General features: G+C 70.1%; 24 protein-coding genes. 7 read left to right on the forward strand and 17 right to left on the reverse strand.

Going from position 1 to position 20,113, the window contains the following annotated elements; all coding sequences use genetic code 11:
- Positions 1-8 precede the first annotated feature (8 nt).
- The 8 genes from OG199_RS02545 to OG199_RS02580 form a co-directional block, all read right to left on the reverse strand.
- Positions 9-974: a catechol 2,3-dioxygenase gene (locus OG199_RS02545; protein WP_356805641.1), complete on the reverse strand. Its 966-nt coding sequence runs from the start codon at positions 972-974 to the stop codon at positions 9-11.
- 10 nt (positions 975-984) lie between these two features.
- The gene (locus OG199_RS02550) at positions 985-2,070 is read right to left on the reverse strand and encodes a 4-oxalomesaconate tautomerase (RefSeq protein ID WP_405827646.1); all 1,086 of its coding nucleotides are present in this window, start codon (positions 2,068-2,070) and stop codon (positions 985-987) included.
- Positions 2,067-2,786, reverse strand: a complete 720-nt coding sequence (locus tag OG199_RS02555) for a 4-carboxy-4-hydroxy-2-oxoadipate aldolase/oxaloacetate decarboxylase (protein ID WP_405827648.1) — start codon at positions 2,784-2,786, stop codon at positions 2,067-2,069. Before OG199_RS02555 ends, OG199_RS02550 begins: the two co-directional genes overlap by 4 nt.
- Positions 2,783-3,532, reverse strand: a complete 750-nt coding sequence (locus OG199_RS02560) for a PIG-L deacetylase family protein (protein WP_356805646.1) — start codon at positions 3,530-3,532, stop codon at positions 2,783-2,785. Before OG199_RS02560 ends, OG199_RS02555 begins: the two co-directional genes overlap by 4 nt.
- 48 nt (positions 3,533-3,580) lie before the next feature.
- Positions 3,581-4,231, reverse strand: a complete 651-nt coding sequence (locus tag OG199_RS02565; protein WP_356805647.1) for a GntR family transcriptional regulator — start codon at positions 4,229-4,231, stop codon at positions 3,581-3,583.
- A gap of 444 nt (positions 4,232-4,675) precedes the next feature.
- Positions 4,676-5,155: a DUF5707 domain-containing protein gene (locus OG199_RS02570; RefSeq protein WP_405827650.1), complete on the reverse strand. Its 480-nt coding sequence runs from the start codon at positions 5,153-5,155 to the stop codon at positions 4,676-4,678.
- A 192-nt stretch (positions 5,156-5,347) separates the two neighbouring features.
- On the reverse strand, positions 5,348-6,385 hold the full coding sequence (locus OG199_RS02575) for a helix-turn-helix domain-containing protein (RefSeq protein WP_405827652.1): 1,038 nt from the start codon (positions 6,383-6,385) through the stop codon (positions 5,348-5,350).
- A complete protein-coding gene (locus OG199_RS02580) occupies positions 6,382-7,266 on the reverse strand; it encodes a peptidoglycan-binding protein (RefSeq protein WP_401804559.1) in 885 nt (294 codons plus the stop codon). The genes OG199_RS02575 and OG199_RS02580 overlap by 4 nt, the downstream gene beginning before the upstream one ends.
- A gap of 262 nt (positions 7,267-7,528) precedes the next feature.
- Between OG199_RS02580 and OG199_RS02585 the strand changes: the two genes are divergently transcribed.
- From OG199_RS02585 to OG199_RS02600, 4 genes are all read left to right on the forward strand, one after another.
- Positions 7,529-7,975, forward strand: coding sequence for a peptidoglycan-binding domain-containing protein (locus tag OG199_RS02585; RefSeq protein ID WP_356808934.1), 447 nt, complete (start codon positions 7,529-7,531; stop codon positions 7,973-7,975).
- 282 nt (positions 7,976-8,257) lie between these two features.
- Positions 8,258-9,904 carry a peptidoglycan-binding protein gene (locus tag OG199_RS02590; protein ID WP_405827654.1) on the forward strand — a complete coding sequence of 549 codons (1,647 nt, stop codon included), beginning with the start codon at positions 8,258-8,260 and terminating at the stop codon, positions 9,902-9,904.
- A gap of 160 nt (positions 9,905-10,064) precedes the next feature.
- Positions 10,065-10,556 carry a DUF2975 domain-containing protein gene (locus OG199_RS02595; RefSeq protein ID WP_356808932.1) on the forward strand — a complete coding sequence of 164 codons (492 nt, stop codon included), beginning with the start codon at positions 10,065-10,067 and terminating at the stop codon, positions 10,554-10,556.
- A complete protein-coding gene (locus OG199_RS02600) occupies positions 10,556-10,777 on the forward strand; it encodes a helix-turn-helix transcriptional regulator (protein WP_356808931.1) in 222 nt (73 codons plus the stop codon). The genes OG199_RS02595 and OG199_RS02600 overlap by 1 nt, the downstream gene beginning before the upstream one ends.
- Before the next feature lie 15 nt (positions 10,778-10,792).
- Here OG199_RS02600 and OG199_RS02605 read toward each other — a convergent pair whose 3' ends face one another.
- Positions 10,793-10,945, reverse strand: a complete 153-nt coding sequence (locus OG199_RS02605; RefSeq protein ID WP_356808930.1) for a hypothetical protein — start codon at positions 10,943-10,945, stop codon at positions 10,793-10,795.
- A 264-nt stretch (positions 10,946-11,209) separates the two neighbouring features.
- On the opposite strand from OG199_RS02605, the gene OG199_RS02610 reads away from it, so the two are divergent.
- Complete coding sequence (locus tag OG199_RS02610; protein WP_405827657.1) at positions 11,210-12,079, forward strand: bacteriocin fulvocin C-related protein; 870 nt, start codon at positions 11,210-11,212, stop codon at positions 12,077-12,079.
- A gap of 224 nt (positions 12,080-12,303) precedes the next feature.
- Complete coding sequence (locus OG199_RS02615; RefSeq protein WP_405834404.1) at positions 12,304-12,747, forward strand: DUF4279 domain-containing protein; 444 nt, start codon at positions 12,304-12,306, stop codon at positions 12,745-12,747.
- Positions 12,748-12,771: 24 nt separating this feature from the next.
- Here OG199_RS02615 and OG199_RS02620 read toward each other — a convergent pair whose 3' ends face one another.
- The 8 genes from OG199_RS02620 to OG199_RS02655 form a co-directional block, all read right to left on the reverse strand.
- Positions 12,772-13,302 carry a transposase gene (locus OG199_RS02620; protein WP_405827659.1) on the reverse strand — a complete coding sequence of 177 codons (531 nt, stop codon included), beginning with the start codon at positions 13,300-13,302 and terminating at the stop codon, positions 12,772-12,774.
- Positions 13,299-13,664 carry a winged helix-turn-helix domain-containing protein gene (locus tag OG199_RS02625; protein ID WP_405827661.1) on the reverse strand — a complete coding sequence of 122 codons (366 nt, stop codon included), beginning with the start codon at positions 13,662-13,664 and terminating at the stop codon, positions 13,299-13,301. Before OG199_RS02625 ends, OG199_RS02620 begins: the two co-directional genes overlap by 4 nt.
- A gap of 52 nt (positions 13,665-13,716) precedes the next feature.
- A complete protein-coding gene (locus tag OG199_RS02630) occupies positions 13,717-15,282 on the reverse strand; it encodes a hypothetical protein (RefSeq protein ID WP_405827663.1) in 1,566 nt (521 codons plus the stop codon).
- A 494-nt stretch (positions 15,283-15,776) separates the two neighbouring features.
- Complete coding sequence (gene ykgO, locus OG199_RS02635) at positions 15,777-15,899, reverse strand: type B 50S ribosomal protein L36 (RefSeq protein ID WP_148014371.1); 123 nt, start codon at positions 15,897-15,899, stop codon at positions 15,777-15,779.
- A gap of 38 nt (positions 15,900-15,937) precedes the next feature.
- Positions 15,938-16,198, reverse strand: a complete 261-nt coding sequence (locus OG199_RS02640; protein ID WP_266707348.1) for a type B 50S ribosomal protein L31 — start codon at positions 16,196-16,198, stop codon at positions 15,938-15,940.
- Positions 16,199-16,245: 47 nt separating this feature from the next.
- Positions 16,246-16,410 carry a 50S ribosomal protein L33 gene (gene rpmG / locus OG199_RS02645; RefSeq protein WP_153286939.1) on the reverse strand — a complete coding sequence of 55 codons (165 nt, stop codon included), beginning with the start codon at positions 16,408-16,410 and terminating at the stop codon, positions 16,246-16,248.
- A 122-nt stretch (positions 16,411-16,532) separates the two neighbouring features.
- Complete coding sequence (locus OG199_RS02650; protein WP_405827666.1) at positions 16,533-17,852, reverse strand: hypothetical protein; 1,320 nt, start codon at positions 17,850-17,852, stop codon at positions 16,533-16,535.
- A 113-nt stretch (positions 17,853-17,965) separates the two neighbouring features.
- On the reverse strand, positions 17,966-18,820 hold the full coding sequence (locus OG199_RS02655; protein WP_356808949.1) for a LysR family transcriptional regulator: 855 nt from the start codon (positions 18,818-18,820) through the stop codon (positions 17,966-17,968).
- Positions 18,821-18,888: 68 nt separating this feature from the next.
- Here OG199_RS02655 and OG199_RS02660 point away from each other — a divergent pair, with 68 nt between their 5' ends.
- Positions 18,889-19,803 carry an EamA family transporter gene (locus OG199_RS02660; RefSeq protein WP_405827668.1) on the forward strand — a complete coding sequence of 305 codons (915 nt, stop codon included), beginning with the start codon at positions 18,889-18,891 and terminating at the stop codon, positions 19,801-19,803.
- Positions 19,804-20,113: the final 310 nt, after the last annotated feature.

The following is a 20,113-nucleotide window of genomic DNA, read 5'->3' on the forward strand; positions in this document are numbered from 1 at the left end:
GCCTCCCGTCAGGTGTCCTGGACCTGGTCGAGGGGCGGGGTGCCATGGGTGTGGAAGGACTCGATGGTCTTCAGGCCCCACGCCTGTCCCCTGGCCCGCTCGGCCTCGGTCCAGGTGATCAGCGGCCAGTCGGGGGCCAGGACGAGACGGGTGAGCGGGTTGCACAGTTCGACCCGGTTGCCGCCCGGCTCGTAGACGTACAGGAAGAACGTCTGCTGGATGGCGTGCTTGTGCGGGCCGGTCTCGATGAACACGCCGGTGTCGAGGGCGAGGTCGGCGGCGCGCAGGATGTCCTCACGGGTGTCGGTCGCGAACGCGATGTGGTGCAGCCGCCCGCGCGCACGGGTCCGGTCCTCGGTATAGACGACGTCGTACGACTTGTTCGTGAACGTCAGCCACTTCGCGGCGATCCTGCCGACGTCGAGCCGGATCTGCTCGGTCGGCCGGGCGCCGAGCAGACGCTGGTGGAAGTCGGCGTTGGCGGCGACGTCGGCGGCGAGGTAGTTGACGTGGTCCAGACGCCGTACGCCCACGCCGTGACCCGGCTTGGCCTGGGGCTGGTTCTTCAGGCCCGGCCTGAGCTCGTCCGGGGCCCGGTACCACTCCGACTCCCAGTACAGGGCGATCTCGTGGCCGTCGGGGTCGGTGGTCACGTACAGCGGGCCGAGGCCCGGCTCGTCCTCGGCCCAGCGGCCCTCGTGGCCCGCGGCCTCCAACTCCTCGACCCTGCGCCGCAGGGCCTCCTCGCTGGAGGCGCGCAGCGCGGTGCGGCGCAGCCCCGAGGTCTCGTGCGCGGTGAGGACCAGGCTGTGGTGCTCGTAGTCCTCCCAGGTCCGCAGATAGACCGAGTCACCGCGCCTGCCGTTGACCGTCAGGCCGAGGTAGTCGGTGAAGAACCGGAGACTTCCGTCCAGGTCCGGGGTGAGCAGTTCGACGTGCCCGAGGTGGGCGATGTCGCCGAGGGGCGGGGCCATCCAGGTCTCCTCACGGGTGAGGTGCGGCTGCGGCCGGCCGGGGGAAGACCGTGCCGTCGAAGATCTTTCGTGCCGTGCGGACGACCGCGGTGCGCCTGGCCACGGGGGCGGCGCCGGCGCGGTGGTCGACGGCGGATTCGATGTCGAGGAATCCCGCGGGGTGCTCGATCCGCAGCAGGTCCCCGTGCGCGGGCAGCCGGGCGATGCCCTCGCCCACACCGCCCCCGACGCGCAGCCCCGCGGCGACTCCGGCGGCGCCGAGCACACCGATGGTGGGGTGACAGCGCACCGGGATGAAGGTACGGGTCATGACCGCGCCCCCGTGCAACGGCGGGGCGAGCAGGCTGAGTTTGGGAACGGTGGCGGCTTCCACGTCACCGAGGCCCATCATCCTCCCGGCCTCCAGCCGGATGGCGCGCAGCCGGTCGGTGAGCGCGCGGTCCTCCTCCAGGTCCCCGGGTTCCTCGTAGCCGGTGACGTGCAGCGCGGACGCGGCGATCAGTACGGTCGGCATCCCGTTGTCGACGCAGGTGACCGGGGTGTCGGCCGCGGTGTCGCGGGCGTGTCCGGTGGGGAGCAGCGCGCGGGTGCCCGGCGGGAACTCGACCACCACCGGGGCGGCGGTCCCCGGCACGCCGGAGATCTCGGCCGTGCCGGTGTAGTCGACGCGGCCGCCGGGCGTGTCGAAGGTGGCGACGGCGAGGTCCCCGGAGTTGACCATGCGGATCCGTACGGAGGTCCGCTCCTCCCCCGCCACGACCAGTCCGCGTTCGACGGCGAACGGGCCGACCCCGGCCAGCAGGTTGCCGCAGTTCTGCCGGTCGGAAACCTCGGGCCGGTCGACGCCGACCTGGAGGAACAGGTAGTCGACGTCCGCCTCGGGGCCGGCCGCCGCGGAGATCACCGCCACCTTGCTGGTCAGCGGGTGCGCTCCACCGAGGCCGTCGATCTGTCGGGGGTCGGGGCTGCCCATGACCCGCAGCAGCAGGTCGTCGCGTGCGCCGGGAACGGGCGGGAGGTCGTCCGCCAGGAAGTAGGCACCCTTCGAGGTACCCCCGCGCACGAGCATGCAGCGCACTTCCTCGCCCGCGCTCATGACACGGTTCCGTCGCGGACGTCGGGGGTGCACTCCTCGTAGGACCGGTACCGTACGCCCAGTTGTACGAGGGTCTCGCGCAGGCCGTAGCGGTCCAGGCCCAACTGGCCCTCGGCGAAGGCGGTTCGGGTGGCGTCCTCCTTGGCGGCACGTGCCTCGGCCGCCCTGACGGCCGTGCCGGCCTGCTCGCGGGGCACGCACACCACGCCGTCGTCGTCGGCGACGATCACATCCCCGGGCCGGACGATCTGGCCGCCCAGCACGACGGGGACGTTCACCGAGCCGGCCGTGGCCTTGACCGTGCCCCGGGCGCACACCGCCGTCGACCACACCGGGAAGCCCATGGCGCGCAGGTCGGCCGTGTCGCGTACCCCGGCGTCGATGACCAGACCGCGCACGCCGCGGTGGCGGAGCGCGGTGGCGAACAGGTCGCCGACCATGCCGTCGGTGGAGGGCGAGGTGGTGGCGACGACAAGGATGTCGCCCTGCGCGCACTGCTCGACCGCCGCGTGGATCATGAGGTTGTCGCCGGGCGGACACAGGGCGGTGACCGCGGTGCCCGCGATGCGTACGTCCTGCTGGATGGGCCTGAACCCGGGGCCGAGGCTTCCGCGGCGGCCCATGCCCTCGTGCACCGTGGCCACTCCGTAGCCGGTGAGTGCCTCGACGTCCTCGGCGTGCGCGCGCGGCGGACCGGTGATGATGAGACCGCTCACGCCAGTTCCTCCGTGACCTGCGGGTAGGGGCGCATGTAGGCCTCGCCGTAGGTGGTGCGGGGCAGGCCGAGGTGGGGACCCGCGTTGCGCCTGAGCTGCACACCGCGTCGTTTTCCCAGGTCGGTGTAGTACTCCCACAGGTGCTGTTGGGTGGCCAGGCACTCCATGGCCGTGCGCTTGGCCTCCCACACCGGGGTGATGTCGAGGAGGACCTGCGGCTTGAAGCCGCACATCTCCGGCTGGTGCGGCTCGAAGAAGAACACCGGAGGTGCGCCGATGACCTCGCCGTCGGACGGATATCCGATGGCCTGGGCCAGGACGCGCGCGTCCATCGCCATCCGAGCGGCGGCCGGGTGGTCGCCGTTGTAGGGGTCGTCCAGAGGGTGGGTCAACACCACGTCGGGCCGGGTGCCCCGATAGATCCGTACGAGACGGTCGGTCAGGTCCTGGGTCACCGGCAGGGGGTAGTCGCCGGCGTCGAGGAAGCGCACCTCGGCACCCAGCGCCGCGGCCGCCGCCTCGGCCTCGGTACGGCGTATCTCCTTGATCTCCGCCAGTTTCCTGCCCTCGCGCCAGGCTTTGGCGGACTCACCGCGTTCCCCGTAGGTGAGGCACGCGATGGTCACCTTCTCTCCGCGGGAGGCCGCCAGGGCGACGGCTCCCCCGGCCCGCCAGACGAAGTCCCCGGCGTGCGCGGTGATGACGAGCGTCGATCGTGGGGTGGTGGGCGCCTTGCCGTGCGTCATGGCACACATCTCCTTGGTGGACGGGCCGGTCGGCCCACCTCCGAGACGTCATTGGCGCAGTGCGTCGATGACTCCCGCGAGGTGGCCGCGGACGGCCGCCTCGGCCGCCTGCGGGTCGCGGGCCCTGATCGCCTCGATCATGGCCAGGTGTTCGCTCAGGGACTGCTGGGGACGTCCGGGCCTCAGTGCGAGCTGGAACCGATGGCGCACCAGTTGTCCGTTGAGCCGCTCGAGCAGCTCCACGGCGACCGGCTGGCCGGAGAACTCCCTGATCCGGCCGTGCAGTTCGTGGTTGAGCCCGGAGTAGACCAACGGCTCGCCGTCGGCGACCGCCTTCGACATCGCCGTTCCGAGGTCGGCCAGTTCGGTGAGCTGGGCCTCGGTGGCCGCGACGGCCGCCTTGGCCGCGCACAGGCCTTCGAGGGCCATGCGGCATTCGGTGATGGCCACCGCTTCCTCGACCGTCACCACCCGCACCCGCGAGCCGCGGTTGCGGATCCGCTCGACCAGACCCTCCGCCTCCAGTTCGATCAGCGCCGCCCGGACGCTGGCCCGGGTGACGCCGAACCGCTCGGCGAGTTCGTTCTCCACGAGCCGTTGGGCCGGCGCCATCTCGCCCAGCAGGATCGCCTGCCGCAGCTGTGCCAGTGCGTGCTTCCTGGCCTGCTCGCCGGTGCCCGGACGGGCTTCCTTCGGCATCGTGCCCTCCCTGAGTGAGTGCCTGTCGAACGTAAATCCAGGCCGAGAAGATTGTCAACAATTTTGTCCGGTATGTTGCCGACACGCGCCGCCACGGGCGGGGCGCGCCTGCCGCCTCCGACTGCCGGCCGGGGTACGAGAGCGACGGTTCCACCCTGCCGTGCGGACGGCCCAGCGGCGCGCAAGGGTTTCGGAAAACACGTGAGCCCCGCTCTCCGAATCGGAGGACGGGGCTGTGTGGAGCGCCGGGCAGGCCTTGCACCTGCATCTCCCCGCAGGAAGCGGGATGTCTTTCCTTGGACCACCAACGCCGGGCCCGCTACCGGAGATCCGGTGGCGTGCTCAAGATCGACTATAGCGGAGAAGCGCCACGGGGCACAACGCGGCGGTGACGGCCCGTTTCCTCGCGGGCCGGTCGCCGGTTCCACGCCGATCGTGTGCCGCTCAGTCCGCGTGCCGCGTGACGGTGAAGGTCGACGCCTTCGCGGAGAACGTCGTGCCGTGGTCCTCGGCGGTGACGAGGACCGCCACGTACCACGTCCCGGTCGGGATGCCGGCGGCGTCCTTCCGCCCGTCGGCCGGCGCCCGGTAGGTGCACACCGACGTGGTCGCCGAGGACGCCCGGCACGTGGCGCTCTCCACGGACGCCATCTCCGACGCCTTGGGCGCCAGGCGCGAACTCCTGGGCCAGGCAAGGACCTTCACGCTCCTGATGCCCGAGTCGTCGGACACGGACGTGGTGAACGTGAGGGCGTCGGTGCCGCCGTCCCCCAGGACCACCGGTGCGGAGGAGGACTTCCCGATCACCGGATCTCCCGTCGGACCTGCCGCGTCGGCGGTTCCGACGAGGGCGACGGTGGCAGCGGCGCCGCCACCCAGGACGACGGCACCGGCGAGCGCGGACACGAAGAGGCGCTTGGACATGTGATTCCCCCATGACGAGAAGATCGGCAGACCGACCACCGCACACGCGGGGCCGGTTGGGCACGATGCGGACCAGGCCGTGCGGCCTGAAACGACGCTGACGGTCCATCAGCGTGCGGTGTTCGGCGTGCGTCGTGCCGTGTGAGGTCCATGGTGCGTGCCACCGGGGTCGCCGGGCATGAGTACGGCTACTCAACCCGTCTCGGTACGTTCTGCCAGAGGGGCGAAGACGGCCTGGTCCGTGCGGGTCTCGAAGCATTCATTGCCGCCGCCCGCCGCGGGGCTGAAGCAGGCTTGCACGGACGTCCCGGGGCTGACCACGCTCATGGTGGTGTGGACGTAGGTGTCGGCCTCGTTGTCGCTGGTGACCCGGGCGCCGCGGAGGGAGCCGTCCCGACCGCCCACCCGCATCTCGACACGGTCGTCCACGACCGCGCCCCACATCCGAACCCAGGTCGCGCCGCATTCCTGGCTGAAGCGAATCTGGATCCAGGCGCCCGACCCGGTCTCGTGCTCGGCGAGGGTCAACGGCTCGGCGGCGCATTTCGTCGCGATCGGGTCCTTGTTCTGACAGGCGGTGTACCGACAGAGCGCCCCGGTGGCCGGAGGGGGCGTGGGGGACGGTGACGCCTGCTCGCGCGAGGACGGGGGAAGGTAAATGAGCACGAGCATCCCCAACACCACGGCGCAGACCGACGCGAGGGTGGTGAGGACGGTTACGCGCCGGTGCCCGGTCGGGCCGGTGCGGGTGTGGCCCGCGTCGCTCGGTGCTGTCTCGCCCTGGCCGGTGTCGGGCGGGACTGTCTCGCCTCGGCCGGTGTCGGGCGGGACTGTCTCACCTTGGGCGGTGTCGGCCGGCGCGGTGACGAGGGCCGAAGTCGGTGTGTCCGTTCGGGTGCCCGTGCGCTGTCGACCCGGCGTCCCCCGCGTCGCCCCACCGTCCTCCGTCCGCTCCGTCGATTCCGTCCGTTCCGTCGGTTCCGTCCGTTCCGTCCGGGCGATGTCCAAGAGCGCCAACGGGTGATCGGCGGGTTCGCCGGCGAGACGGCACAACTCCTTGACCGCGCTGCGGGGTGGCAAGCTCTTGCCGTTGAGGTAGCGCTCCCAGGACGACTTGCTGAAGGTGGTCGCGTTCGCGAGCTGCGCCAGGCTCAGACCGGTGCGCTGCTTCAACTGCCGTAGTGCCACGGCCAGTCGGGCGCCCGACGGTGAGGGTGCGCTCGGCGTCATCCGCGCAAGGCCTTCCAGGAGCGGGGCCCCAGCATGCCGTCGACATCCAGACCCGCACGTTGCTGGAATGCCTTGACCGCTCGCAGCGTCAGTGGGCCGAACATGCCGTCGATCCCGCCGGGCGAGATGCCTGCCCGGCGCAGCAGACACTGCGCCTCCGCGACATCGGCACCTGTGGCGCCGTAGGAGATCTCGGTGTTCCGGGCGTTGTTGATGCCTGCCGACCAGCGGCCGTCGACGCGGGTGATGCGGCATGTGTAGGAGGGCGGCGGCGAAGCCGCGGTGGTGTCGGACGGGGCGGCGACCGCCGCCGGGGTGCCGTCCTCGTCGAGGCGCAGCATGAGCAGCAGCGCCGCCAGGAGGGCCACGGTCAGGGCGACGACGCCTGTCGTGAGGGCGACGTGCGGGAAGCGGCCGGGGGGCGGTCCGTTGACGGGTGGCGCCGTGAGCACGACCGGTGCGGCCGGTGCCCCGGGATCCGGCCCCTTCGGCCCCGTCGACTGCTCCTGTTCCCGTCTCTCCTCCCCCTCTCCCTCCCCCTCCGCGTCCCGCTCCTGCTGCCCTTGCTCCTTCTGTCCGGGGGGCCGTGGCGGTGCGACGGGCCTGGCGCGGCGACTGTCCCGGATGTCGGCGGCGATCTCGTGCAACGCGAGCAGGGGGACGGGGTCGGCGCCGGTGATCCGGGCCAGTGCCTCCACCGCCGCCCGGGGCGGCAGCGTCGTACCTCCCAGGTACCGCTCCCACGACTTGGCGCTGTAGTCGGTCTTGGCGGCGAGCTGCCGCATGGTCAGCTCGCCGTGGTCCTTCAGCCGGCGTAACCGTTCCGCCAACTGCCTTGCGCAAGGGTCGAGTTCATCGGGCAGCGCCTTGGAGCGCGGCATGTTTCCCCCAATGCGGTCATCAGCGTGAACAGCGGCCCCCTCCGCTGCTGCGCATTCTGCATGAGCCCGCCACATCTGTCACAGGTGTCCCACACAGCCGTCCCACCGGATACTGTCGTCGCAGGTCAGAAGGGTTGTCGTCCCGCAACACCGCCACCTGCGCCACAGCCGTAGCCGCCGCGCCCGGGCGCCCTTCACCTTTGGTCTCGCCACCTCCCCGCCAGGCGGGACAGGTGCCGACCCACGACCGAAAGAGGAACGCATGCGACCGAACGCTCTGGGCAGGACCATCGCCGGCCTCATCGCCGTTGCCGGCCTCGCGGCCGGCAGTGTGGCGACCGCGGGCACCAGCTACGCGGCGACCGCGACCACCACGCGGACGGCGGCGGTCGCACACCCCGCCACCGCGGCGGCGACGCAGAACTTCGGTCTGACCACGGCCGAGGCCAAGAACGTCCAGGAGTTCCTCGCGGACTACTGGGGATACACGGACTCCATCGACGGTCAGCTGGGCACCAACAGCTGGAAGGCCTTCCAGCGCTGCCTCGCGACGTACTGGGGCTACACGGGCGCCATCGACGGGGACCCCGGCACCAACACCATCAAGGCGCTGCAGCGTCTGCTGGCGGACGACTACGGCTACACGGGCGCGATCGACGGCATCGCCGGTTCGGGCACCCGCGCGGCGTTCAAGCGCTTCGCCGCCTGACGGGTCCGACCCTCCCGACCGGTCCGACCGGTCTGACCGTCGGAGGCCGTGGAGTGGCCGGTCAGACCGGTCGGACCGTTGCATGACCGACCCGGCCCGTCCTTGCCCGGCGAGGACGGGCCGCGGACGCGTGCGCTCGCTCCCGTCACGTTCTCGTCCCCGCGGTCCTCCCCGACCGCTCGAACACGCGGGCCGGGTCGGAAGACCCCGGACGTGCACGACCGCCCCTCACCGACGATGCGTCAGACGACGCTCCAGCAACCGAAGGAGAACCTCGCCGCCATGGGAAGACTCGCATTCCTCGTTCGCGCCGAAGACGAGGGCTCACGGCATCGGGACACGCACCGCACCGGCACGGGGTGGCGGATCCGAATCGGGACGTTCGCCGCCACCGCGGCGATGGTCTCGGCCGGCATCGTACTCGGTGCCGGTCCGGCGGCAGCGGCGGCGCCGCCCGCGATCAAGCTGACCTCCTCGTCCTGCCCCAACGAGATCGTGCAGGGCCAGGCGAGCGGCTGCGTCACGGAGTTGCAGAACCTGCTGAACGCGCACGGCGCCGGTCTGGTGGTGGACGGTCAGTTCGGGCCGAGCACGCTCTACGCGGTCCGTGAGTACCAGGCCGCCACCGCGATCGCCGTGGACGGGCGGGTGGGCCCCGCGACCAAGAGCAAGCTGTACGCGACCGGCGGTTCGGCGCCCGCCCCCGTCAACCTCCAGTCCTCCTCGTGCCCCGCGAACATCGTCCAGGGCGACAAGGGCGGATGCGTCACGGAGCTCCAGCGGCTGCTGCGCCACCACGGCTACGCGGTCGACGTGGACGGCGACTTCGGCGCCGGAACCGCGAGTGCCGTCCGCAGCTTCCAGACCTCCTACGGCCTCGCGGCCGACGGCCAGGTCGGCACCAACACCAAGCGGGCGCTGTACGACACCGACGAGTCACCGTCGACGAGCCTGGACCTGAGGTCGTCGTCCTGCCCGGACAACATCGTGGAGGGGCAGAGCGGCGGTTGTGTCGCCACGCTGCAGGCCCTGCTGAACGGCAAGGGCCAGAGCCTCGACGTCGACAGCAGCTTCGGCCCCCAGACCCTGGCGGCCGTGAAGGCGTTCCAGTCCGCGAGCGGCCTCACCGCCGACGGCGAGGTCGGCCCGAACACCAAGGCCGCCCTGTACTCGAACATCGGGGGCGGGGGTGGCAACGGCGCGCCCGCGCCGATCAACCTGAACTCCGCCTCGTGCCCGAGCGAGATCGTCAAGGGGCAGCGCAGCGGCTGCGTCACGGAACTGCAGAGCCTGCTCAACCACCACGGTGCCGACGTCGCCGTCGACGGCGACTTCGGTCCGCTCACCGACAGCGCTGTCAGGGACTTCCAGGCCGAGAAGGGTCTCTCGGTCGACGGCCATGTGGGACCGAACACCAAGGCCGCGCTGTACGGCGCGGTCACCCCGCCGTCGTCGCCCCCGCCCGGCGGTGGCTACGGCAAGATCCTCGACGTGGCCGAGGCCGAGGTCGGTACCGTCGAGGGCAGCGCCCGCGCGAACAGCTACGGCTCGGCTGTGGGCCTCTCGCTGTCCACGAGCAACTACGCCTGGTGCGCGACCTTCGTGAGCTGGGTGGCCAAGCAGACCGGGGCGAGCTCCTACCGCAACTCCTATGTCTCGGGCTGGGTCAAGCAGGCGCGGGCGGGCAACTACCACCTGTCGGTGACGACCAGCCCGCAGCCGGGTGACATCGTGGCCTTCGACTGGGACGGCGGAAGTGACTTCACCGGTGGCAACGAGCACATAGGCATCGTGCGGACGGTGTCCGGGTCGTCCTTCACCACTGTCGAGGGCAATACGGGCAACCCCAACGGCGGCAGCGACGGGGTCTACGTCAAGTCCCGTGCCACGAACAGCGGTTACGACGTGGTGTTCATCCGGGTCCGCTGAGCGGCTCTGCCGGCTGTTCTCGGCTGCTCGCGCTCGGACACGGCGGACTCCCCGGAACTCCGGCCATGACGCGAAGGCGCCGCCCGCCCTCCGACCCAGCCCTTGCTTCACCTATCGAGATTCGATAGATTCCCATCGCATCTCGATGGAAGGTTGGGTCATGGGAAAGCTGACAGTGCGCGCGCTGCGCGTCGTGCTCGTGGTGGTGCTCACCGGCACCGTGTTCGTACAGGCATTGATGGTGTGGGCGTTGGTCAGCGGGAATGACCCGGAGGACGGGGCGCTCCCGCTGACCCCGCTGCGCGTGATCACGATCCTGGGCATCGGGGCGGCCCAGGTGGCCCTGGTCTGCGTATGGCGACTGGTGACGATGGTGCGACGCGGAACCGTGTTCTCCCACGCCGCCTTCCGCTACGTGGACGTCATCATCGGCGCGATCGTCGCGGCTGCCCTCGTGTGGTTCGCGGTCGCGGCCCTGAACGCGCCCGGCCAGCGGGACGACCCGGGCGTCACCCTCATCATGGGCGGGATCGGCGTGGCCATCCTGGGGGTCGCGCTCATCGTGCTCGTGCTGCGGATGCTGCTCGCCCAGGCCGTCGCCCGCGACGTGGAAGCGGCGGAGATGCAGGCCGAGTTGGACGAGGTGATCTGATGCCGATCGCCGTCGACATCGACGTGATGCTGGCCAGGCGGAAGATGTCCGTGGGCGAACTCGCAGACCGCATAGGGATCACGCCCGCCAACCTGGCGGTACTCAAGAACGGCCGCGCCAAGGCGGTGCGCTTTGCGACGCTCGCCGCGCTCTGCGAGGTGCTCGAGTGCCAGCCAGGCGACCTGCTTCGCTGGGAGGCCGGGGAAGCCGCGGGCGAATGAACCGTGCCTGCGGTGTCAACGCCGGTCCCCCTCGCCTGTGATCAACTCCGCGAGCAGCCCGGTGCCGTACCCGGGGAGATCCCGGGCCTGCCGGAGCGTCCGGCCGAGGTGAGGTGCCCCGACCCTCGCGATCCGTACGGCGTACGGCACGCTCTGGTCGTCACGCATGCGTCCCGTAACCACGGCCCGTGAATGCAAAACGTTTTGATCCTCGTCGAAATCATGGACGCTGCCAGATACCTCGGCAAATGATTTCTCTTCAGGTGGACCCGAAGGCCGCCGGAGTGCGGAACGACACGCTACGGGTCGGCATGAACCCGCGCACCCATGGGACGGGTCGTCGCAAAACGTGGGGAGAACCTTATGACCGAGTGGATATTGGCATTCGACGCCGACTGCCGATTCTGCGAAGAGGTGGTGGATCGGGTTCGCGTGTCCGTCGACGGCACCTTGACCACCGCTGGCCTCACGGAACCCCGTATTCGCGGCCTGCGCACACGCGCCCTGGGGGACGGGGCTGCGTGGGCCCCGACCCTCCTGGCGGTCGACGGGGACCGCGTGCGGGCCTGGACCGGAACCGCGCTGTCCCTCCGCCTGGCGCGGCTGTTGGGGCCGGCGGACTCGCTGCGGGTGGTGCGTGCGCTCCGCGACCTCGACGCACTGCGGCCCCCGAGCCGTCGAGGAATCCTCAAGGCCGTGCCGGGGCTGGCCCTCGGAACGTTTCTGGTCACCGGCGGTCTCGCGGCGTCACCCGCACAGGCCGTGACCCGCGCCAGGGGCAGTAAGGCGTCGCGATGGGTGAAGGCCAACCTCGACCGACTGCCCTCCGCCTACTCCGAGTTCGCCTCCCACCCCGCGGACTACCGGCGCGCCATTTACGGCGCGCTGTCCGCTTCGGCCCGGAGTGATCTGTGGGTGGCGCACTTCGCGCACTACCGGAAGACACACCCCGGTCTGTCGGCCGAGCAGTCCGCCGTCCTGGACGACGCGACGCGGCTGGCACCACAGATCATCGCGGGGCGCAAGCAGGGAACAGCCGTCGAAGGGCTGGAGACAGCGACTGTGGCGGCGTTCGGCGAGAGCGAGGCGCGGACGATCCTCATGACGCTGGGACCCGCCGACACGCAAGGCGCGGCGCCCCGGAGCGATCAGAGCGCCCAGGTCATGGACTGCAATTCCCAGTGCGCGGGGACCGGAAGCTGCGACATGGTGTGCTACGCCTCACCGTGGTGGTGCAACTGGACCGATTACGGCTGCGGTCCACTGTGGCTGGGACCGTGCAGCGGGGTCTGCGCCCCCTGAAGCCACCCCCCGCGGAGTGCGCGTCTTCCTGTGAGCGGCTGGGGTGCTCGAGGTGGGTGGCGAAGGCGGTCCAGGCGGCGGTTGATCCGAGGAGGCGGCGATACTGAATCTGAGCTCGTGATGTCGGTCCCGTCTGCCTCCACCCTCGCCTGAGACCTGGGAAAAATGTGCTCGCGTCCCGTCCGGTGTCCTGCGATCGTGAGGACGTGCCAGAGGACCTAAGGATGCAGTCGGCCGGGCCGGTCACGACGTGGTCGGCCGGGTCGATCCGGATCACAAGCCGAACGGTCAGCGTCCACGAGATCTCAGGGCGCCTGGGGATCACGGCGGACCAGCAGTTCGAGCGGGACAGCCTGATGAGTCCCCGCAATCCAACCAGTGCTCGGCGGGAGACCAGCGTCTGGATCAGGCGGAGCGGACTGCCTGAGGACACCGACCTCACGGACCATGTACGAGCGCTAGTCGAACTTCTTGACGGGCGTCGCGAGGAGCTGGCCGGCCTGTCCGTCGACTGCGTCCTGGAGCTGCTTCTCGGATTCGGCAGCGAAAGCGGTCAGGGAGGCTGTGTTCTGCCCGCTCACCTGCTCGCCGAGGTCGGTGCCCTGGGACTGGACATCGTGCTCGACCTCTATCCGCCCGAACCAGCCGCGATTGTCGTTTCCCCGTAAGGACGAGAAAACCATCTCGGGCCGTCAGGCGAGGGTGATCCCCGTTCCGGTAAGGCAGCCGTCAACGAGTTCTGGGCGGTACTGGATCCTCTTGAGGCGGCGCTTCACGGCTCGGGTGATCTGGCCGAGATCGGCCGCGGCAAGGTTGCCGATGTCGCGCTTGACCAACGACCACACACCCTCCTGCGGGTTGAGGTCAGGGGCATACGTGGGCAGCTGGAACACGGTGAGCCACTCGGCGTTCGCGTCGATGAACTCTCGCATGCCCGCCGTCAGGTGCAGGCGGACGTTGTCCCAGACCAGCACGATCGGTCCGCCGAGCTGGATGCGGGCGCGGACGATCAGGTCGCGGAAGTCGCGCCAGCCGAAGCCCTTCGGCTCGTCCTTGCGACCGCGGTACTCGCGGATCGCGTAGATCAGCCGGGACTGCTCGCCCGGCTTGGAGCAGGACATCCCCGCCTTCGACATCCGCCCGGAGCCCCGGCCCCGCACCCGCACCCGCACAACCAGGGTCTGGCCGATCCGACCCCAGGTCCTGGCCCGCGGCGGAGTCATCGACTGCCCGGCCTCGTCCTCGAAGACAGTCCAGGTGCCGCGCTCCGCCGCGATGCTCTTACCCGCGGCCAGGTCTCCTTCTTCCACACCTCGACCGCGTCGTCATCACGCTCGATGGCCCGCCGAGTGGGTTGCTGCCGGCTCCAGCCATGCCGCTTCAGCCGCCAAGTGCCCTCGACCGTGTAGGAGACAGTCGCCCGAGCGAAGTCCGATGCCACCGACGCGCGCACGCTGGCGAACCTCCTCCGGACCGACGGGCATGCCCCTCTACCACTGCTTGCAGACGCGGACGTTCCGCGACGCACCACGCGCGTCAGGGCCCTCCCTCGCACCGGCCGCGTAGGCACCGGCCCAAGCCGCATGACGGGGCGGTCCGGTGACGTGGCGGGCAGAGGGCCCGGCGCGCGACTCGTGTCAGGCAAGGAACTCGGCAAGGGGGAAGGAGCGATGGCGACGGGGTGGCACCAGATAGTTCTGCCGGTGAGTCGTGTGCAGGACCGAGTTGATGCCTGCGTGGGCGCTGCGCGGCTCGACAGGGAGTGTCCTGTCGGGATAGTGGCCGTCCATCGAGAGCCGAACGATATTGAAGATCGCCGTCGTCGGCTGGAACTGAATGAAGTGCAGCCCGGCCGCCGGCTTCTTGCTGTAGTGGTCCGCCGTCGGATCGGATGTGTAGTGGAATGGATTGTCCAGCGTATCGAAATCGCCGCGCACCGGGATGGTCGTCCCCGTCGGGTAGGCCTTCCCGTAGTTGCTGGTCTTCGGCGATGTGGTGCTGTCCACCTCCGACATACTTCCCGTGTGGCCGTACGAATGGTATCGCTTGACCCCTTGCGCCACTTCGGCCTCACTTTGACCTGGCGGTTGGAGGGCAAGCGTGCCCGGCGAGGGCGCGGGTGAGAGGCCGGGATGGAGCATCGCCTGGACGCGATCCGCGTACTGAGGGAAGTTCTTTTCGTACCAGGTCACCAGATCTTGGAACAGATGCGAGAGATGCATCGTGGTCCCCTGTTTGAAGTAACCATTGGGCCACTGATCGGTGAGGCCGGGCAGGGTCTCCAGATTGGCGATGACGCCTGGTCCCATATTCGAATCCAGGGTGGTGGCGAAGCCCAGGAAGCCCTGCGCCTCCCGAGGAATGGACTTCGCACCGGGGATATCGGCTGCCAGCGCCAACTTGCTCGGCAGACCCTGTTTCCCGTAGAAGCCGCCACCGGAGAATCCCTGGCGGATACTCGTCACCTTGAACAGGCTGCCTGCCCGGCTGCTGCCGGACCCGAAGAGAGCGTTGCTGGCTGCCTTGATATTGGCGAGCGAGTCACTGCGGAGCAGCACGGCCACGTCATTCTGTTCCATGCGGACCGGCCCGAAGCCAGGCGGCGACTGGTCGCTGGGGAACGTCCTGGCCTCCTGCAGCGCATACACGGTATGACCCTCCTTCTTGGAGGTCGTCAAATCGACCGGCAGATACGCTGGGTAGGATGTTCCCGCCCTGAAGAAGCTCGATGTCTTGCCCAGGGTCGGGATGTAATGGTGGAAATAGGGAAGTCCCCAGGCCACCGTGGCGGCCACTCCTGTGGGGGTGGGCGGAAACTCGCGCTCCAGACCCATGAGGACGGACTCGAGGTGGTGCTGCGCCTCCTGCAACGCCTTCGCATTCGCCGACACATTCAGCTTTGCGGTAATGACATGATCGTGCAGGGCCGGCACCCGGACCGCAATCTTTCCATGGCTGCTCTTCACGCCCGAGCCATCGACCATGACCACTTGCTCGTTCTGCAGGATGTACTGTTCCTCGACGGGCGTGCTGTCGACGGCAGCGGCCCGGTACGGGGGTTTTACAATGGTGTCGATCATCTCATAGATGCCGGCGGATGCCAGAGCCGCACCGAAAGTGCCCGCTGTCCCTTGAATAAGGCGTCGCCTGCTCAGGTTCCCGCGCGATCGTCCCGCCCGCGAATCTTCGTTGCCATCTTTCATGAAACGTCTTCACCCTCTGTGGAGTAGGTGTCCGCCATCACCCGGCATCGGCTGAAAGAGAAGGTGAGGACCAGGTGAGTGCACTGTCGCTGAGGACCGGCGTCCGATCGGCCTGCTACCACGTCTCCCCCAAAAAGGGTCTGCTCGAGATACGGGGGTTCACAGCGCCGATACGACCTTGCGCACGTGCCGCAAGCCAGCAGGTGACGGCGGGCTGATTGCCATCGCCATCACTTTCGCTGGCACGACATAACCACACGCGGCTGGGCCATCGAAGCCAACACGCGGCCCGGCGCGACGCAGCGCCTTGTCGACTCACCCCGGACGAGTTCCCCCGAGACGCGGAAGGCCGGCCTCGACAGAGGGTCAGATGCGTTACAGGTGCTCCATGTTCCGCGCCTCGCGGCCGTCGCGGCCCCTCGACAAGCGGCCGGCCCGGTCCTCGCACGTGCGAGGACCGGGCCGGCCGTGTTTCTGCACCCCCGGGCGCTTCGTCAGCCCTGGCGGGCCTTGAAACGCGGGTTCTTCTTGTTCACGACGAAGGTCACACCACGCCGGCGAACCACCTGGGCGCCGGGCTTCGACTTCATCGAGCGCAGGGAATTACGTACCTTCACAGCTCTGCTCTCCTTCTGCTGGGCCGGCAGGCCCGCGGTCAGTGCCGCGGCGAGGTCGCGCGGCCGTAGCGGCGCTCGAAGCGCTCCACCCGGCCGGCGGTGTCCACGACCCGCGAGTTCCCGGTGTGGAACGGATGGCTGGCCGACGAGATCTCGACGTCGATCAGCGGGTAGGTGTTGCCGTCTTCCCACTCGATCGTCCTCGACGAGCGCGCCGTCGAACGCGTCAGAAACGCGACGTCCGCGGCCCGGTCACGGAAGACGACCGGCCTGGATTCGGGATGAATACGGGGCCTCATGCGTGTTCCCTCCTTGCCACTGCGCACCCGGTCACGCCGGGATCGATTCAGCGTTCCTCCCGGAACGGAACGTGCTCACCCGCCACCCGGTCGTACTTGCGCAGGACGAGCCGGTCGGGGTCGCTGAGACGGTTCTTGCGCGTCACGTAGGTGACGCCGGTCCCGGCCGTCGACCTCAGCGTGACGACGGGACGCGCACTGCTGCGTGCCATGAGGTCCTCCTTCCGCCCGCATCGCGAGGATCTTGACTCGCGCATGCCAGCTACGAGTGGTGTAACAGCGACCCCCCTCATCGCATTCCCGCCGTGACGGGCGCACCTGGACCCGGTCCCGATCAGGCGAAACGGGCGCTGGGGACCGGGCCGGTCGAGGTCAGCCGGGCACGGTCGCCCTGGAGCCAGGAGCCGTGGACCGCCGCCACGAAGTCGGTGAAGGCTCCGAACGGGTCCGCGGGTGTTTCGCCGTCGCCCTCCCCCGGCGACGGGTCGGCTCCCACGATCTCGGCGGCGATCAGTTCCGCCGGCCGGTCGTCGGCCGGTCCACGCTCCACGTCGCCGTCGTCCCCTTCGCGCAGCTGCTCGCCCCAGGGAGCCACGACCGACTGGTGCAGCAGCGTGACGCTGTCGGCGGTGATCACCGGGACGTCGGTCCAGTTGCTCGCGTGTTCGTGCAGCACCTGTCCCGGCGCGCGGTCGAAGAGCTGCCCCAGGATCTCGGGGCCCCCGTCGGCCTCGGCCAGCCCGTTCAGGTCGTACGCGACCACGACGGTGTCCTCCCGATCGGGGGCGAAGGGCTGCGTGGAAAGGCCGAGCACCTCGGCGGCGGCCAGGCCGAGGATCCGGCTGTCGCGGTCGGGCAGGAGCGACACCGACCGGGGACGCATCCCGGCGGCGTCCAGCAGCGCCCGCAGCCGCAGCAGACCCTCCAGGCACTGGCCGTTGGAGTCCTGCAGCCACGCGTACCGGCCGGTCATCCCGGCGCCGAAGCCGAACGGCGAGAGCGTGCCGAGGACCGTGCCGCCCATCACGAACTGCCATCCGCGCAGATCGGTCCGGTCGAGTGGGCTCACGGGCTCCGCGCTCGCGGCCCGCTCCAGCATCCGGCGCTGCCGGTCACGCGTGGGCACCCACTGCGGGTCCGTCGGGTCCGGCAGCAGCGCGTGCTGGCGCCTCGCCAGCCGGAGGTCACCCATCATGATCGCGTTGTAGACGAGGAGGTAGCGGTCCGGCCACTGTGCGAAGTCGTTCTCGTGCCGGGTCAGCACCTCCACGGCCTCGCCGTGCCGGCCCTCGCGTTCGTACGCGGACACGAGCTCACGCATCACCATCAGCGCGCCCGGGTTTCCGAGCAGCGCCTCACGCAGGGCGGGTATCGCGAGGGCGGAGAGCCCGCGTTCGACGCAGGCGTACCCGAAGTCGTAGAGCGCCTGTCCCTTCCCGGGATCCGCGGCGAGCGCCGCGGCGGCCTTCCGGAGATCGTCGAAGCCGGCCATTCCCGCGGCCCGGCCGACCACGAGGGCCGTCTCCGCGAGGGGCAGGGTCTCCGCGCCCGGCTTCACCAGCCTCAGGGCGCCGGGTATGTCTCCGGCGTCCAGGCACTCCCAGGCCTTCAACAGGTCGGCGGACTTCGGACGGCGGTTCCTGCGAGAAAACATGGGGGAGATCATCTCCGGGCGGGCCCGGTGTTCTCAACACCTTTATCCCGACACCCCTGTCCCGCCGGGTTCCTCGACGTCCGGCGCGGTGGTCCTCAGGGCCCCGCGCGGGTTCAGTCGTCGCGATACAGCTGCGAGAGCAGTTCGATCGCGGTCCGGGTCGAGGGGTGCGGGTCGTCGCGCCACCAGGCGAGGCGTACGGCGAGAGGTTCGGCGTCGCGCACGGGACGGTAGACGACGCCGGGCCGCGGGTACTGGTGCGCGGTCGACTCGGCCGTCATGCCCACGCACCGGCCCGTGGAGATGGCGGTGAGCCATTCGTCGACATCGTGGGTCTCCTTGGTGGCCGGGCGGGAGTCGGGGGGAAACAGCTCCGTCGTGGTCGTCCCGGTCCTGCGGTCGACGAGCAGGACGCGTGTGGCGATGTCGGCGAGCCGCACCGAGCGGCGCCGGGCCAGCGGATCGTCGGCGGCCATGGCGCACAGCCGCCGTTCCAGTCCCACGATGGCCGTGTCGAAGCGGCGCTCGTCCGGCGCCCTGCGCAGCACGGCGACGTCGCAGGCTCCCTCGGCGAGCCCGGCGGTCGGGGAGTTGACCCGGACGAGCCGCAGCTCCGTGCCGGGGTGCGAGCGCGCCCAGTCGCGTTGGAAGGCGAGCGTGTGGCGGCCCAGCGCCGACCATGCGTACCCGATCCGCAGCGAGGCGCGGCCCGTGCCGGCCTCCTGCACCAGCTCGGCCACCTCGCCGAGCACCCGCCGGGCGTGCGCGAGTACGCGCAGCCCGGTCGCCGTGGGCGTGACCTCGCGCGAGGTTCGCCGCAACAGCCTTACTCCCAGGGCGCGTTCGAGCGAGGCCAGGGTGCGGGAGACCGCCGCCTGGGAGACACCGAGCGCGAGGGCGGCGTCGGTGAAGGTGCCCTCGTCGACGATCGCGACGAGACAGCGCAACTGCCGCAGTTCCACATCCATGACTCAAGCGTATGGATGAATCGGCGGATGCATTTTGTGCAAGGGTGGTCCGGTTCCACGATCAGGGCATGCGCGTACCCTCCGCACACCCGACAGCGACCGCCCGGCACACTCCCCCGGCGCCCCTGGCTCCCTCCGCCGTACCGTCCGGTGGCACGCGACTCTCCGGCGTGGCCACCATGGTCGGCAGCGGCCTGTCCAACCAGACGGGTGCGGCGGTCGGTTCCCTGGCGTTCCCCGTTCTCGGTCCCGTCGGCGTGGTCGCGGTACGCCAGTACGTCGCCGCGATCGTGCTCGTCGCCGTCGGCCGGCCCCGGCTGCGGACCTTCACCCGGCGTCAGTGGTGGCCTGTCCTGCTGCTGGCGCTGGTGTTCGGGACGATGAACCTGTCGTTGTACACCGCCGTCGACCGTGTCGGACTGGGGCTCGCGGTGACCCTCGAGTTCCTCGGTCCGCTGGGGATCGCGCTGGCCGCCTCGCGCCGTCGGCTGGACGCGTGCTGTGCGGCGGTCGCGGTGGCGGGCGTCGTCACGCTGATGCGTCCGCGGCCCTCCGCCGACTTCCTGGGCATGGGCCTGGCGCTGCTGGCCGCCGTCTGCTGGGCGGCGTACATCCTGCTGAACCGTACGGTGGGGCGCCGTGTCCCCGGAGCCGCGGGACCGGCTGTCGCCGCCGCGCTCTCCGCCCTGGTGTTCCTGCCCGTCGGGCTCGCCGTCGTGGTGCGGCATCCGCCGACACCGGCGGCCGTGGGGTACGCCGTCGTCGCGGGCGTGCTGTCCTCGGCGGTGCCCTGCCTCGCGGACCTGTTCACCCTGCGCCGTGTGGCGGCCCCGGCCTTCGGGCTCTTCATGAGTGTCAATCCCGTTCTCGCCGGGCTGGTCGGGTGGCTCGTGCTCGGCCAGGGGCTGGGGTGGCCGGAGTGGGCCGGCATCGGGGCCGTCGTCGCCGCCAACGCGCTCAGCATCCTCGTGTCGCGCAGCTGACCATGGGCAGCTGCGTCAAGGCTGCCCCTTGCGGGCGCACCGTGGTTGCCGCGTGCGCCGGTCGCGGCTGTACACCGGACCCTCGCCGCCCTCCCGGGAGGCCCTCGCAGTCGTCCGCCTGGGCCTCGCGGCCGTCCTCCCTTGACCCTTCGGATGACACTCGAGCGGACCGGCGGTAAACGCCAGACCGCGCCACCCCTTCCAAAGAATAGAAATATCTACCAGCATGAACACGCCGGGTCGACGCCCGGGTGCGGGCCCGCATCCGAACGTCGGTCCGCACCTGCTCGAACAGCCTGTGAGGACGCGG

This window comes from Streptomyces sp. NBC_01176, assembly GCF_045039825.1.
In the GTDB taxonomy this organism is placed as follows: Bacteria; Actinomycetota; Actinomycetes; order Streptomycetales; family Streptomycetaceae; genus Streptomyces.

Coding starts and splice junctions, on each gene's coding strand:
- OG199_RS02640 (WP_266707348.1), bottom strand. CDS start 16,198: ATGAGGCCCCGTATTCATCCCGAATCCAGGCCGGTCGTCTTCCGTGAC.
- OG199_RS02625 (WP_405827661.1), bottom strand. CDS start 13,664: ATGCGGCTTGGGCCGGTGCCTACGCGGCCGGTGCGAGGGAGGGCCCTG.
- OG199_RS02660 (WP_405827668.1), top strand. CDS start 18,889: ATGCGCGTACCCTCCGCACACCCGACAGCGACCGCCCGGCACACTCCC.
- rpmG (WP_153286939.1), bottom strand. CDS start 16,410: ATGGCACGCAGCAGTGCGCGTCCCGTCGTCACGCTGAGGTCGACGGCC.
- OG199_RS02570 (WP_405827650.1), bottom strand. CDS start 5,155: ATGTCCAAGCGCCTCTTCGTGTCCGCGCTCGCCGGTGCCGTCGTCCTG.
- OG199_RS02545 (WP_356805641.1), bottom strand. CDS start 974: ATGGCCCCGCCCCTCGGCGACATCGCCCACCTCGGGCACGTCGAACTG.
- OG199_RS02595 (WP_356808932.1), top strand. CDS start 10,065: ATGGGAAAGCTGACAGTGCGCGCGCTGCGCGTCGTGCTCGTGGTGGTG.
- OG199_RS02615 (WP_405834404.1), top strand. CDS start 12,304: ATGCAGTCGGCCGGGCCGGTCACGACGTGGTCGGCCGGGTCGATCCGG.
- OG199_RS02605 (WP_356808930.1), bottom strand. CDS start 10,945: ATGCGTGACGACCAGAGCGTGCCGTACGCCGTACGGATCGCGAGGGTC.
- OG199_RS02600 (WP_356808931.1), top strand. CDS start 10,556: ATGCCGATCGCCGTCGACATCGACGTGATGCTGGCCAGGCGGAAGATG.
- OG199_RS02630 (WP_405827663.1), bottom strand. CDS start 15,282: ATGAAAGATGGCAACGAAGATTCGCGGGCGGGACGATCGCGCGGGAAC.
- OG199_RS02575 (WP_405827652.1), bottom strand. CDS start 6,385: ATGACGCCGAGCGCACCCTCACCGTCGGGCGCCCGACTGGCCGTGGCA.
- OG199_RS02590 (WP_405827654.1), top strand. CDS start 8,258: ATGGGAAGACTCGCATTCCTCGTTCGCGCCGAAGACGAGGGCTCACGG.
- OG199_RS02565 (WP_356805647.1), bottom strand. CDS start 4,231: ATGCCGAAGGAAGCCCGTCCGGGCACCGGCGAGCAGGCCAGGAAGCAC.
- OG199_RS02560 (WP_356805646.1), bottom strand. CDS start 3,532: ATGACGCACGGCAAGGCGCCCACCACCCCACGATCGACGCTCGTCATC.
- OG199_RS02655 (WP_356808949.1), bottom strand. CDS start 18,820: ATGGATGTGGAACTGCGGCAGTTGCGCTGTCTCGTCGCGATCGTCGAC.
- OG199_RS02585 (WP_356808934.1), top strand. CDS start 7,529: ATGCGACCGAACGCTCTGGGCAGGACCATCGCCGGCCTCATCGCCGTT.
- OG199_RS02550 (WP_405827646.1), bottom strand. CDS start 2,070: ATGAGCGCGGGCGAGGAAGTGCGCTGCATGCTCGTGCGCGGGGGTACC.
- OG199_RS02580 (WP_401804559.1), bottom strand. CDS start 7,266: ATGCCGCGCTCCAAGGCGCTGCCCGATGAACTCGACCCTTGCGCAAGG.
- OG199_RS02650 (WP_405827666.1), bottom strand. CDS start 17,852: ATGTTTTCTCGCAGGAACCGCCGTCCGAAGTCCGCCGACCTGTTGAAG.
- OG199_RS02620 (WP_405827659.1), bottom strand. CDS start 13,302: ATGACTCCGCCGCGGGCCAGGACCTGGGGTCGGATCGGCCAGACCCTG.